The organism is Marinifilum sp. D714 (assembly GCF_030851345.1).
GTDB lineage: Bacteria > Bacteroidota > Bacteroidia > Bacteroidales > Marinifilaceae > Marinifilum.
On sequence record NZ_JALPNU010000014.1, the window covers coordinates 33,392 to 47,650 of the forward strand.

General features: G+C 34.5%; 14 protein-coding genes. 7 read left to right on the forward strand and 7 right to left on the reverse strand.

Going from position 1 to position 14,259, the window contains the following annotated elements; translation table 11 throughout:
* Positions 1-27: 27 nt before the first annotated feature.
* From rfaE2 to panC, 3 genes are all read right to left on the reverse strand, one after another.
* Positions 28-525: a D-glycero-beta-D-manno-heptose 1-phosphate adenylyltransferase gene (rfaE2, locus tag M0051_RS13205; RefSeq protein ID WP_306741985.1), complete on the reverse strand. Its 498-nt coding sequence runs from the start codon at positions 523-525 to the stop codon at positions 28-30.
* Between the two features lie 145 nt (positions 526-670).
* The gene (gene panD, locus M0051_RS13210) at positions 671-1,021 is read right to left on the reverse strand and encodes an aspartate 1-decarboxylase (protein ID WP_054723000.1); all 351 of its coding nucleotides are present in this window, start codon (positions 1,019-1,021) and stop codon (positions 671-673) included.
* An 18-nt stretch (positions 1,022-1,039) separates the two neighbouring features.
* Positions 1,040-1,879 (reverse strand): pantoate--beta-alanine ligase, encoded by an 840-nt coding sequence (gene panC / locus M0051_RS13215; protein WP_306741986.1) that lies wholly within the window; start codon positions 1,877-1,879, stop codon positions 1,040-1,042.
* 193 nt (positions 1,880-2,072) lie between these two features.
* Between panC and M0051_RS13220 the strand changes: the two genes are divergently transcribed.
* Entirely contained in the window at positions 2,073-2,882 is an 810-nt protein-coding gene (locus M0051_RS13220; protein ID WP_306741987.1) for a glycogen/starch synthase, read from the forward strand.
* 261 nt (positions 2,883-3,143) lie between these two features.
* Complete coding sequence (glmS, locus tag M0051_RS13225) at positions 3,144-4,979, forward strand: glutamine--fructose-6-phosphate transaminase (isomerizing) (protein WP_306741988.1); 1,836 nt, start codon at positions 3,144-3,146, stop codon at positions 4,977-4,979.
* 54 nt (positions 4,980-5,033) lie between these two features.
* Here the strand turns inward: glmS and rfbB are convergent, their stop codons facing one another.
* Both rfbB and galE read right to left on the reverse strand, forming a co-directional pair.
* Entirely contained in the window at positions 5,034-6,089 is a 1,056-nt protein-coding gene (rfbB, locus tag M0051_RS13230; protein ID WP_306741989.1) for a dTDP-glucose 4,6-dehydratase, read from the reverse strand.
* 17 nt (positions 6,090-6,106) lie between these two features.
* A complete protein-coding gene (gene galE, locus M0051_RS13235) occupies positions 6,107-7,141 on the reverse strand; it encodes a UDP-glucose 4-epimerase GalE (protein ID WP_306741990.1) in 1,035 nt (344 codons plus the stop codon).
* Between the two features lie 175 nt (positions 7,142-7,316).
* On the opposite strand from galE, the gene M0051_RS13240 reads away from it, so the two are divergent.
* On the forward strand, positions 7,317-8,264 hold the full coding sequence (locus M0051_RS13240) for an HU family DNA-binding protein (protein WP_306741991.1): 948 nt from the start codon (positions 7,317-7,319) through the stop codon (positions 8,262-8,264).
* A gap of 69 nt (positions 8,265-8,333) precedes the next feature.
* On the opposite strand, the gene metG is transcribed toward M0051_RS13240, so the two are convergent.
* On the reverse strand, positions 8,334-10,364 hold the full coding sequence (gene metG / locus M0051_RS13245; RefSeq protein ID WP_306741992.1) for a methionine--tRNA ligase: 2,031 nt from the start codon (positions 10,362-10,364) through the stop codon (positions 8,334-8,336).
* A gap of 193 nt (positions 10,365-10,557) precedes the next feature.
* Between metG and M0051_RS13250 the strand changes: the two genes are divergently transcribed.
* Both M0051_RS13250 and M0051_RS13255 read left to right on the forward strand, forming a co-directional pair.
* Positions 10,558-11,466 (forward strand): LD-carboxypeptidase, encoded by a 909-nt coding sequence (locus M0051_RS13250; protein WP_306741993.1) that lies wholly within the window; start codon positions 10,558-10,560, stop codon positions 11,464-11,466.
* 7 nt (positions 11,467-11,473) lie between these two features.
* Positions 11,474-11,839, forward strand: coding sequence for a YraN family protein (locus M0051_RS13255; protein ID WP_306741994.1), 366 nt, complete (start codon positions 11,474-11,476; stop codon positions 11,837-11,839).
* On the opposite strand, the gene M0051_RS13260 is transcribed toward M0051_RS13255, so the two are convergent.
* Positions 11,836-12,237, reverse strand: a complete 402-nt coding sequence (locus M0051_RS13260) for a response regulator (RefSeq protein ID WP_306741995.1) — start codon at positions 12,235-12,237, stop codon at positions 11,836-11,838. The two genes, M0051_RS13255 and M0051_RS13260, sit on opposite strands and share 4 nt — an antisense overlap.
* A gap of 434 nt (positions 12,238-12,671) precedes the next feature.
* On the opposite strand from M0051_RS13260, the gene M0051_RS13265 reads away from it, so the two are divergent.
* Positions 12,672-13,025: an MmcQ/YjbR family DNA-binding protein gene (locus M0051_RS13265; RefSeq protein WP_306741996.1), complete on the forward strand. Its 354-nt coding sequence runs from the start codon at positions 12,672-12,674 to the stop codon at positions 13,023-13,025.
* Between the two features lie 30 nt (positions 13,026-13,055).
* Positions 13,056-14,228, forward strand: coding sequence for an aminopeptidase C (locus tag M0051_RS13270; RefSeq protein WP_306741997.1), 1,173 nt, complete (start codon positions 13,056-13,058; stop codon positions 14,226-14,228).
* Positions 14,229-14,259: the final 31 nt, after the last annotated feature.

Here is a 14,259-nt window from a genome sequence, read left to right on the forward strand (position 1 = left end):
ATTCAAATTTGTGTTTGAATCTTAAATTTATCCTTCTTGTTGTATTTTTTTGATGATTCCTGTTGACGAGAATCCTTCGATAAAGTCTAGAGTTTTAATTTCTCCACCTTTTGCTTTAACGATATCATATCCCACAATATCCTCAGCTTTATAATCGCTTCCTTTTACCAGTACATCTGGCTGAACGAAATCAATTAAATTGTATGGCGTATCTTCTTCGAAAAGAATTACCATGTCAATAAATCCCAATGAAGCCAATAGAAGTGCGCGCGAGTATTCATCGTTGATTGGACGAGTAGGACCTTTTAGTCTTTGGGTTGATGAATCGGTATTTAAACCAATAATCATTTTATTTCCCATTGAGGCTGCCGAAGCAAGGTATTCAAGGTGTCCGCGATGAACAATGTCGAAACATCCATTGGAGAATACGATCTTTTCTTCTTTAAATCGCCATGTTTGTAATTGGTTAAAGGCATCTTCTTTCTTGAAGATGATTTTATCTTTTATCAATTGTAGTTTATCCATTTTTTTTTAGATTTTGCTTAAAGGTAATTTATCGTTAAGAGAGTAGCAAAAGAATTAATGAATGAGGAGTTCGAAGTTTCTTAGATTCATTCACAAAAAAAGGCTGATCTCGAAAGAACAGCCCTTGCATGTATTCTAAATGAATTTAGATCAATTTATTAGTTGCTGTATCAGGAAATACCAAGCTTGGTTCCCAGTTTTTAGCTTCCTCAAAATCCATAGATGCATACGAGATGATGATAATTACATCACCAACAGCACACTTTCTGGCAGCAGCCCCGTTCAAGCAAATTGTACCTGAACCTCTTTCGCCACGAATCACATAAGTCTCTAAGCGTTCACCATTGTTAATATTCACAATCTGAACCTTCTCATTTTCAATTAGGTTTGCTGCATCCATTAAATCTTCATCAATGGTTACGCTACCAACATACTGAAGATCTGCACCAGTTACCGATGCCTTGTGAATCTTCGATTTACAAACTTCAATGTACATTTTAATTTTAACTAATATTTAAAAAGTTATATTATCAATCAATCGAATTTTTCCTACCTGAACGGTGATACATCCAACTTTTACCTTGTTTTCGTCCCAGCTTTTAATAGGCTGCAAGTATGTATCATCAACGATTTCAAAATATTCGACCGAAAGATATGGGTTTTTATTGATTTCATCAACTACCCAATCTTTCAATTCGTTTACACTTAAATCGGCTGCTAAGTTACAAGCTTTAAATAAAGTTTCAGATATTTTAGATGCATTTTTTCTTTGATCCTCTGTAAGTAGTAAATTTCTGGAACTCATTGCTAAACCATCTTCTTCCCTGATAATAGGGCATGGAACGATTTTTACGTTTAACTTAAGATCTTTCACCATCTGCTTAATAACAGCTACTTGTTGAAAATCTTTTTGCCCAAAATAGGCCTTGTGAGGGGTAACAATGTCAAAAAGTTTACTAACAACTTGCGCTACTCCATTAAAATGTCCTGGACGATTTTTGCCTTCCATAACATTATCAAGGTGTCCAAAATCAAATACACGAGTATCTGGTTCGGGATACATTTCCTCCACTTCAGGGATAAAAATTAAATCAGGATTGTATTTTGAAAGTTTTTCAAGATCTTCCTCAATGCACCTTGGGTAAGTTTTTAAATCGTTAGGATTATTAAACTGTGTAGGATTCACAAAAATACTTACAACTGTAATGTCATTTTCTTTTACAGATTCGGCTGTAAGTGACAAGTGACCATCGTGTAAAGCTCCCATAGTTGGCACGAATCCTATACTTTTTCCTTCCTCAATAAACTTGCTGATTTTTGCTTTTGTTTCAGCAACAAGCTTTACTATTTCCATCCTATTTTAAAAATCTTACAAAACCATTTCGGTTTTTCGGTTAAGACTGCAAATAAAATAAATAAATAATATTTGAGAAATAATAAGTGCATATAATTGTTTTGTAGGTTCTTTAACCCTTACTAAAGATCATGTTTGTTAAATATTTTTATTAATTTTGCGCAGATAATCTGTATTAATATTTAGCGACTATATGGAAAAGACAAAAGTATTGTTTGTTTCACAAGAAATTACCCCTTACCTGCCTGAAACTGAAATGTCTGAAATAGGAAGATATCTTCCTCAAGGAATCCAAGAAAAAGGAAAAGAAATTAGAACTTTCATGCCGCGTTACGGTTGCATTAATGAAAGAAGAAATCAGTTACATGAGGTAATCCGCTTGTCTGGTATGAATTTAATTATTGATGACACGGATCACCCGCTGATCATTAAGGTTGCTTCTATTCAGGCTGCAAGAATGCAGGTATATTTCATCGATAACGAAGATTACTTCCACAGAAAGCAAATTTTGACGGACGAAAACGGTGATGGATTTGCAGATAATGATGAAAGAGCGATTTTCTTTGCTCGTGGAGTTTTAGAAACTGTTAAGAAATTGCGTTGGGCTCCTGATGTGGTTCACTGCCAGGGATGGTTTACCGGGTTGACTCCTTTGTATTTGAAGAAAGCATTTAATGAAGATCCATTGTTTACGGATACAAAAGTGGTGTTCTCTATTTACGATGATGAATTCTCAACTCCATTTAGCTCTGATTTCAAAGCCAAAGCGATTATTGAAGGAGTGGAAGAAGATGATGTGAAAGTTTTGGAGGATGCAAATTATGTGGCACTTCACAAATTGGCTATCGACCAGTCTGATGCAATTATCATGGGGAGTGAAAATATTAATGAGGAAATTAAAGCTTATGCTGAAGCTTCAGGAAAGCCATTTATGCCTTATAAGAACAAAGAAGAATACATTACAGCTTACTCTGATTTTTACGATGAATTAGTAGCTGAATAGTAAAACTCTAAAATATAATTGAAAGTGCATTTTAACTTCGGTTTTAATGCACTTTTTTTATTTCATGTGAGTTCGATATAAATTGCGGTTAAGTTTGGTGAGTAGGCTAACTTATTATATTTTTAGGAGAAATTTATTGATAATTGAAATAAGGCTGTAGGTTTAAGGCTAACTCATATAAAATTAGACTTGTAGTGCGATTTTCAGTTTAGAATTATTAAACCAATCTTGAGTGGTACCGAGATTGAAATTTATGTATTTATGTGTGGAATAGTTGGTTATATTGGCGATAAGGATGCTTATCCTATATTGGTCAATGGCTTAAAAAGATTAGAATATCGCGGATATGATTCTGCAGGTATTGCACTTCGAACTAACCAAACTCAGGTATTTAAGTGCAAGGGTAAGGTAAAAGATTTAGAAGATCATGTAAAGGGACACGATATTTCAGGTTCCATAGGTATAGGGCATACTCGTTGGGCAACTCACGGAGAACCAAATGATGAAAATGCTCATCCTCACCGTTCAATGAATAATAAATTTGTAATTATTCACAATGGTATTATTGAAAACTATGCCTTCTTAAAAGAAAAACTAGTAAAAAGAGGTTATTCCTTCCAAAGTGAAACAGACACTGAGGTTTTGGCTAACCTTATTGAATATATCTACCTAAAAGGTGAAGTTACTGCGGAAATAGCGGTTCGTTTGGCACTTACTAAGGTAGTTGGTGCATATGGTCTGGTTGTTATTTGTGAAGATGAACCAAATCAGTTAATTGCAGCAAGAAAAGGTAGTCCGCTTGTGGTTGGTGTTGGAAATGGTGAGTATTTCCTAGCTTCAGATGCAACTCCAATTATTGAGTATACTCAGAGTGTAATCTACCTTAACGATGATGATGTTGCTATTATTAATCGTGATGAGTTGGTATTGAAAACTTTACAGAACGATAAATTAACACCTCACGTTCAGCAATTGGATTTGGATATCGAGCAGATTGAAAAAGGTGGATATGAGCATTTTATGCTTAAGGAAATTTTTGAACAAACCAGTTCAATTCATGATACCATTCGAGGTAGAGTATCACCTCAAAATAAAGAAGTTTTCCTTGGCGGGATTAACGATGTAATTCCAAAATTGGTGAATGCACGACGAATTTTAATTATTGGTTGTGGTACATCGTGGCATGCAGGTATGGTTGGCGAGTATTTGTTCGAAGAATTTGCCAGAATTCCGGTTGAAGTAGAATATGCTTCAGAGTTCCGTTACAGAAATCCTGTAATTTTTGAGGATGATATTGTATTGGCAATCAGCCAGAGTGGTGAAACTGCAGATACTTTAGCTGCAATTAAGTTGGCAAAAGAAGCAGGAGCTACTGTTTTGGGTATTTGTAATGTTGTTGGTTCAAGTATTCCAAGAGAAACTGATGCGGGTGTTTATACTCACGCAGGACCGGAAATTGGGGTAGCTTCAACAAAAGCATTTACTGCTCAGGTTACTGTTCTTACCATGATGGCTATGTTGGTAGGTTACAGAAAAGGAACTTTGGCTAAAGAAGAATACCACAAGTTAATCGAGGAGTTTGCTAATCTTCCAGAGAAAATTGCTAAGATTTTAGAAAAAGATCAGGATATTAAAGAATTATCGAAGAGATATATTGAATCTACAAATGCACTTTATTTAGGTCGTGGATTCTTGTTCCCGGTTGCTTTGGAAGGAGCTTTGAAATTGAAAGAAATTTCATACATCCATGCAGAAGGTTATCCTGCAGCAGAAATGAAGCATGGACCTATTGCCTTAATTGATGAGCACATGCCTGTATTTGTAGCTGCTACTAAGGATAAATCTTACGAAAAGATTGTAAGTAATATTCAGGAGGTAAAAGCTCGTAAAGGTCATGTGATTGCAATTGTTACCGAAGGTGATACTGTAATTGCTGATATGGCGGATTATGTGATTGAAATTCCGGAAACATTGGAAGCTTTAGCTCCTTTATTAACTGTAGTTCCATTCCAGTTGATTTCTTATTACATCGCGGTGTTACGCGGGTGTAATGTTGATCAACCGCGAAATCTTGCAAAATCGGTTACTGTAGAATAAATCAAAAGTATCAGATACAAAAAGAGCGATGTCAATTGACATCGCTCTTTGTTTTTATCTCTTTTCGTACTGCTGTTCGTAGTACTTTTCGTAATCTCCGGAAAGGATATTTTCCAGCCAATCGGTATTCTCAAGATACCAATTGATAGTTTGTTCAAAACCTTCTTCGAATTGAATGCTAGGTTCCCAGCCCAATTCATTTTTAATTTTGGAAGCATCAATTGCATAACGTAAATCATGACCAGCACGATCTTTTACGAAGGTAATTAGCTTTTGAGAAGTTCCGATTTCCTGGTTTAATTTCTTGTCCATGATATCGCAAAGCTTTCTTACCAAATCGATATTGGTCCACTCGTTGTTTCCTCCAATATTGTATGTTTCTCCGATTTTTCCTTTGTGATAAATCATGTCAATCGCTAAGGCATGATCCTCCACAAATAACCAGTCTCTAACATTTTCACCTTTACCATAAATTGGAAGTGGTTTAGAGTTTTTAATGTTATTGATTACCAAAGGAATCAACTTCTCTGGAAATTGATTTGCTCCATAGTTGTTTGAACAGTTTGATAATACCACAGGCATGTTGTAGGTGTGGAAATATGCTCTCACCAAATGATCTGAACTTGCTTTTGATGCAGAGTATGGACTTCTTGGATCATATGGAGTAGTTTCCAAAAATTTCCCGGTTTCACCTAACGAACCATAAACTTCATCGGTTGAGATATGATAGAATCTCTTTCCGTCCATGTTATCTTCCCAAATTTCTTTTGCTGCATTCAGAAGATTAACTGTTCCAACAATGTTGGTAGTGATAAATGCCAAAGGATCAGAAATAGAGCGATCAACATGAGACTCTGCTGCCAAATGTAAAACTCCGTCGAATTGAAAATCCTTGAACAATTCAGTTACAAATTCCAAATTGGTAATATCACCTTTAACAAAGGTGTAATTTGGTTTTGAATCAATATCCTTAAGATTTTCAAGATTACCAGCATAGGTTAAAGCATCAAGGTTTACAATTTGATATTCAGGGTATTTGTTTACAAATAGACGAATAACATGAGAGCCAATAAAACCTGCTCCACCTGTGATTAATATTTTCTTTTTCATGGATATAAGTTTATGGATTATTTTTCTTCTTGCGTCATAATGCTTACTTGCCAATTCCAGGCAGAAAGCAAAGTTTCATCAAGACTTTTTTCTGATTTCCACCCCAACTCTCTATTAGAATATGAAGTGTCTGCATATATCTGCTCAATATCTCCGGCTCTTCTGCCAACTATTTTATGAGGAACTTTCTCACCTGTTGATCTTTCGAATGATTCAATGATTTCCAGCACAGAAACACCAGATCCTGTTCCAACATTAAAATATTCGTAGTTGGATGCATTTTTATTTTGTAACAAACGATCAATGGCTACTACATGAGCTTTTGCCAAATCTACTACATTAATGTAATCTCTAATGCAAGATCCATCGGGCGTATTGTAATCATTTCCGAAAACACTAAGTTCAGGACGAATTCCTGCCACCGTTTGAGTAAGGAATGGAATAAGGTTGTTTGGAACACCCAACGGCAATTCTCCAATTTTAGAACTTGGATGAGCACCGATTGGATTAAAATATCTTAGAGCAATTCCCTTCAATTCAGGATGAGCCTTGGTTGTATCGCGAATAATATCTTCACAAATTGATTTGGTATTTCCATAAGGAGATTCAGCTTCTTTTCGTGGAGTCGATTCAGTAACGGGTAGTTTATCAGGTTGTCCATAAACTGTGCATGATGACGAGAATACCAAATTTTGAATATTGTGCTCTTTCATGGCCTCCAAAATATTCATCAAGGAATTAAGATTGTTGCGATAGTACAGCAAAGGTTTTTTAACCGATTCACCTACAGCTTTCGATGCCGCAAAGTGAATAATGGCAGATAAGTTTGGATACTTTTTGAAAAATTCAGCCGTTTCCTCTTTCTTGCTAAGGTCTGTTTTTTCAAATATTGGGCGAATTCCTGTTATGGCTTCAATACCATCCAGAACTTCGATTTTTGAGTTTGACAGATTATCAGCAATTACAACTTCGAACCCACTGTTTTGTAATTCAACAACAGTATGAGATCCAATATATCCTGCACCACCTGCAACTAAAATTTGTTTCTTCATAATTACAATTCGTCTAACTATTTGATAAGTAAAATTAAGCCCTTTTTTATCGAAATGTTTGTATAATTTAATTAATTTAAAATTAAATGTGGAATTTGTTGATTTTTAATTGGTTGGTTCTTGTGTGTAAATAATCCATTTGAGTGGCATTTATTTTTGACTATATTTGTCTAATATGCATGAGATATCAAAATACATACAAGATTTATTATTTGTGCACGATTGTGTGATTTTGCCTGGTTTTGGTGGATTTGTAGCGAATTATCGTTCTGCCAGAATTGATGAAAATCAGCAAATGGTTTTTCCTCCTTCGAAAGATTTAGGGTTCAATCGCAATCTTACACAAAACGATGGTCTTTTGATAAATCATTTGGCCGACTTGGAGAATTTAAGTTATGCTGAAGCTGAGAAGGCTGTGATGTTTTTTGTAGAAGACATTCGAGTGAAAATTCAGCGTGGAGAGAAAGTTGTGATCGATGGCATCGGATCATTTTGTAAGGACAGAAAACATAATTTACAATTTGAACCAGTGGCAAACTTGAATTATTTGGTTGATAGTTTGGGATTGGAACAACTTGAGCTTCCCAAACTTCATAAGACAGTTGAAGAAAGAATTCCTTCAATTGTTGATCATCAGGTAAAAGGATTTTTTACTACAAAAAGAATTTGGTATGCTTCTGCCGCTGCTGCAGTTTTGTTAGCGGTAGCTTTACTTCCTTTGAATTCGGAGCGAAATTCTGTTTTAGATTCGGCTTCGATGGGTTTTTCCGGAGATAAGAATTCTTTAACAGAAAATCATGTGCAATTAAAACCTCAAATTTCTCCTCCAGAAGAATTGGTGAAGTTTGATCCAAAAATTGAAAAGAATAAAGTTCCTGCTAAGATTTCAAAAACTAGTAAAGGGAAATTTTATTTGATTGCTGGAAGTTTTACAACTATTGAAAATGCTAAAATCTTGCAAGAAGAGTTAATTTCTAAATCTTATCCCGCAGAGATCATTAAAAATAAGAATTTGTTTTCTGTTGCAATTAACAAATTTAATAATAGAAAGGCAGTTGACCAATTTAAGAAAAAGGCCATTGCAGCCAATCCAAAATCTTCATATTGGGTTTTGAAACAATAAGGATAAACTTTATCGATATAAAAAAAGCGCTTCCCATTAGGAAGCGCTTTTCTATTTATATGATATTTCTTATCTAATTTCAGAGCCAGGTTTTACAGCTTGATCAGGAGAAACAAATGATAATTTTCCATCAGCATCTTCAGCCATTAGAATCATACCTTGCGATTCGATTCCTTTTAATTTTTTAGGTTCAAGGTTCACCAAGATACTTACCTGTTTGCCAATAATTTCTTCTGGTTTATAATGCTCTGCAATACCAGAAACTACTGTTCGTTGATCAATACCTGTATCAACAGTTAATTTTAATAGTTTCTTGGTCTTTGCAATTTTTTCAGCTTCAGTAATGGTACCAACTCTAACATCCATCTTCATGAAATCATCGAAGTTGATGTTTTCTTTTGCTGGAGTAACTGGTTTATTAGCAGCTTCGTTAGCAGCTTTGGTTGCTAACAATTTATCTACCTGAGCCTGAATGGTTGCATCTTCAATTTTTTCGAACAACAATGAAGCTTTGTTAATTTGATGACCTACTTCAATTACATTTTCACCAATATTTTCCCAAGCTAAAGGTTCAATATTTAAGAACTCTCTTAATTTGTTAGCCGAGAATGGCAAGAACGGCTCCATTAAAGTAGAAAGGTTGGTAGAGATCTGAAGACAAATGTTCATGATTGTCTTAACTCTTTCTTCATCTGTTTTTATCACTTTCCAAGGCTCAGTATCTGCAAGGTATTTATTTCCTAAGCGAGCTAAATTCATTGCTTCTTTTAAAGCCTCACGGAAGTGGTAAGTTTCAAGATTTTTCTCTACTTGTGCTTTGATCGTTGGAATTTCAGCTAATGTTTCTTTATCGAAATCATTAAGCTCTCCAGCAGCAGGAACTTTTCCATCGAAATATTTGTGTGTTAGTACCAATGCACGGTTCACGAAGTTTCCAAGAATTGCAACCAACTCATTGTTATTTCTTGCCTGGTAATCTTTCCAGGTGAAGTCATTATCCTTGGTTTCAGGTGCATTGGCTGTAAGTACATAACGCAATACATCTTGCTTCTCTGGAAATTCTTCAAGGTATTCGTGTAACCAAACCGCCCAGTTTCTTGATGTAGAGATTTTATCTCCTTCTAAATTCAAGAATTCGTTCGAAGGAACATTTTCTGGTAGAATGTATGAACCTTCAGCTTTTAGCATTGAAGGGAAAATGATACAGTGGAAAACAATATTGTCTTTTCCAATGAAATGAACCATTTTAGAATCTTCAGCTTTCCAATATTTTTCCCAATCAGGAGTATGCTCTTTGGTTGCTGAAATATATCCGATAGGAGCATCGAACCAAACGTACAATACTTTTCCTTCTCCTCCATCTACAGGAACCGGAACACCCCAGTTCAAATCACGTGTAACGGCACGTGGATGAAGTCCATTGTCTAACCATGATTTACACTGACCATAAACATTTGGTTTCCATTCTTTGTGTTCTTCCAGAATCCACTGTTTTAGATATGGCTCATATTTGTCAAGTGGTAAATACCAGTGTTTGGTTTCTTTTAATTCAGGTTTATTTCCTGTGATTGATGATCTTGGATCAATAAGATCTGTTGCATTTAATGATGTTCCACAGCTTTCACACTGATCTCCATATGCACCTTCACTTTTACAATGAGGGCAAGTTCCGGTTATGTAACGATCAGCAAGAAATTGATTTGCTTCAGCATCATAATATTGCTCACTGGTTTTCTCAACAAACTCGCCTTTTTCATGCAAAGTTTTAAAGAATTCAGAAGCCGTTTCATGATGAACTTTGTTACTTGTTCTAGAATAAACATCGAAAGAAATACCAAATTTCTCGAATGAATCTTTAATGATATTGTGATACTTATCAACAACATCTTGAGGAGTAATACCTTCTTTTTGAGCCTTAATAGTAATAGGTACACCATGCTCATCGGAACCTCCAATTAAAAGAACATCCTCGCCTTTCATCCTTAGGTATCTTACATAGATATCGGCAGGAACATATACACCTGCCAGGTGTCCAATATGAACAGGACCATTGGCATATGGAAGAGCTGTAGTTACAAGAGTTCTGTTAAATTTCTTCATTTGAGATATTTTTTACACATGGAACAAGAGTTATAAAAATCTGTTCCAACTATTATTTTGGTTACTTTTTAGTTGATTAGCACCTTATTTAGCAAATCGTTGGCAAAGATAAGATAGAATTATCAAAAATATTGTTCTTGCTTTGTATTTTATTCTTAATTTGAACACAGTTTACAATAAAAACTAAATAAATATGTATCAGCCTACTGCTTTAAAAAAAGGAGACAAAATTGGGATTATTTCACCAGCAGGAAAGATAGAGCCAGAAAAAGTGGGAATTGCAGTTACCATGCTTGAGCGTTTGGACTTAAAAGTAGTTTTGGGCAAACATGTGTTTGATGAATATCACCAATTTGCAGGTAGGGATTTAAATAGGTTGAAGGATTTTCAGCAAATGCTGGATGATCCGGATATAAAAGCAATTCTTTGTGCCAGAGGAGGGTATGGTTGCATACGAATACTGGAGCATTTAGATTTTGACTTATTTCTTCGCAAACCCAAATGGATTATTGGATATAGCGATATAACTGTATTTCACAGCTATTTGAATAATATTTTAGATGTTGAAAGTTTACATTCTGTAATGCCTATTAATTTTATAGAAGATGAAACTGGAAAATCGGTTGAAAGTTTATTTGGAGCAATGATGGGAAAATTTGAGGATTATAAAATTCAACCTCATGAATCGAATCGTTTAGGCATTGCTGAAGGTGAATTGATTGGTGGTAATTTATCTATTTTGTATAGCTTACGTGGTACCAATATGGATTTTGAAACTCATGGCAAAATTTTATTCATAGAGGATGTTGGCGAGGAGTTATATCATTTAGATAGGATGATGCATAATTTAAGAATGGGAGGAAAACTGTCGGAACTCCAGGCTCTTGTGGTTGGTGGTTTTAGTAGTATGAAAGAAGGAGATCCTAAATTTGGAAAAGCTGCTTATGAAATCATCAATGAAGTTGTGGAAAGCTATACTTACCCGGTTGTTTATAATTTTCCAGCTGGTCATATTAATGATAATTGGACAATACCTTTGGGCAGGTATGTAAAAATATCGGTGGACGAGAAAGAGGTTAAATTTATTTGGGATAAACGATAATCTAATAATGGCAAAGCACAACGAATTAGGTAAATTAGGAGAAGACTTGGCTGTAAAATACTTGATCGGATTAGGTTACCAGATCTTGGATAGGAATTGGATTTACCAAAAAAAAGAGCTCGATGTTGTTGCCTTAAATAATGATTTTTTAGTTGTTGTAGAAGTAAAATCCCGATCGACGGATTATTTTGAGCATCCTGCTGATGCTATTACCTTATCAAAAATTAAATTTCTGGTAAAAGCTACACAGGCATATGTAGATTTAAAAGAAATTAAACAAGAAGTCAGATTTGATGTTGTTAGCGTAATAAAAAAAGGAGAGAAGTACGTAATAGAACACATCGAAGATGCATTTATTGCGCCAGTGGATTAGTCAGCAAGGTATTTATCAATTGTTGCTAGTAACTCTTCAAAACGGATTGGTTTTGCAAGATAATCATCACAGCCTGCATCTAAGATTCGTTCACGATCACCTTCCAATGCATAAGCAGTTTGAGCAATAATAGGAATTTCGCTATGACGTTTTTTAATTCTTCTGGTTGCTTCACAACCATCCATTATTGGTAAGCGAATATCCATTAATATCACATCAACATCTTCTGTAATATCTACAATGTCAACTGCTTCTTTGCCATTTTTTGCCCAAAGTAATTCAGATTTGGTTCTGCTTAATGCAGCATCAAAGAACATGTTATTAATTTCCTCGTCTTCAACAATGAGAATTCTCTTGTCCTTCCAGTTATATTTTTGAGTATAGCTAACTTGATTCATGATTTAACCTACTTTTAAAAAGCGTTTTTGTGGTATAAATATACGAAATCGAGACTAGTTTAAAAAAAAATCATTTTAAGAGCTCTTATTCGTAATTATACTGATATGTGATAAAACTCAACGAATTGGGAGGGTTTGTGATGGAGTATATAAATTCTTAAACAAGAATTAATATATCATAATATACACCGAATGGGAGTTTGAGTGGAACTTTGCTTTATGTTGATAAACAATTATTATTTCTTTGCCTTCAAATCATATCGTTTTGTCAAAATTGAATGAAGTAAAGAAAGTAATTTATACATTTTGCCAATAGATTACTAATAGGAGAATAAATTTTCCGTTAGAATTTTAAAGTGCGATTACAGATATCTTTAAAACTCGTTATATTTGTTAGTCTTCAATTGCACAGATTTTTAATAAACGATTAAATCATGAATATCGAAGAATTAAGACTGTATTGTCTATCGAAAAAAGCCGTTACCGAGAGTTTTCCTTTTGATGAAGAAACTTTGGTATTTAAAGTTTTAGATAAAATGTTTTTGCTTACAAATATCAATCAAGAATTGAGCATGAATGTAAAGTGCGAAGAGGATTTGGCAATTGAATTAAGAGAAAGATATGCTGCAGTTCTACCGGGCTACCATATGAATAAAAGATATTGGAATACAATAATGATGGATGGAAGTGTATCGGATGATTTATTAAAAGAATGGATTGATAAATCGTATAAATTGGTTGTTGAGAAAATGCCGAAAAAGAAACAGTTAGAATTAGAAAAATTGTAAAAATATACCTTTAAACTTAAACACAAACAAATGAACAAATTACTCCTTACACTGTTGTTGATAAGTGGTTTGCATGTGGCAAATGCACAGGAGCAACAGGATGAAAAGAAATTTACTACTGTTACAGAAGTAAAGACTACACCGGTTAAAAATCAACAAAGTACAGGTACTTGCTGGAGTTTTGCAACTACTTCGTTTATCGAAACTGAATTATTAAGAATGGGTGCTCCTGAAATGGATTTATCTGAAATGTATATTGTGCGTGAAGCTTATTCAAAAAAAGCCAAGCGATATTTTAGATTGCATGGAAAAGGTAATTTTAGTGAGGGTGGACAAGCTCATGATGTAATGAATGTTGTAAAAACTCATGGATTTGTGCCGGAATCAATCTATTCAGGAAATCAATATGAAGGAGATTTTCACATTCACAGAGAAATGGTGAAATCGACAAAAGCCATGTTGGATGAAATTGTTAAAAATCCTAATAAAACAATTACACCGGTTTGGCTTTCATCAGTAAATGGTGTTTTAGATACTTATATGGGTAAACTACCAGAATCTTTCGAGTACAATGGAAAAGCGTATAGTCCGCAAAAGTTTGCCGAAGAAGTGGGATTTAACCCTTCGGATTATGTAGAGCTTACATCTTACAATCATCATCCTTTTTATTCAAAAATTAATCTTGAGATTCCAGATAATTGGTCAGATGATTTATATTACAATGTACCAATTGATGAATTGATGGAGGTTATGAATTACGCATTAGAAAATGGATATTCTGTTTGTTGGGATGGAGATGTTAGTGAAAAAGGATTCTCTCATAGAAAAGGATATGCAGTATTACCCGCTGTTAAAGAAACAGATATGAGTAACTCCGAAATTGCCAAATGGGAAGATGGTGTTGAGAATAAAACAGAAAATCGTAAAGGAAATACCAATGAGCCTAAGGTAACGCAAGAGTTGCGTCAGAAAACTTTTGATAATTTCCAGACAACTGATGATCATTTGATGCATTTAACAGGTATTGTAAAGGATCAAAATGGAATGCTTTACTATAAGACAAAAAATTCTTGGGCCGATGATAGTAATAAATTTGGCGGATACTTGAACATGAGTGAAGCATACGTTAAATTAAAAACAGTTGCCATTATGGTGCACAAAGATGCACTGCCAAAGCATTTAAAGAAAAAGTTAAACCTATAGAAGATGTTATATCGTTAAAAGGGTGTCTGTT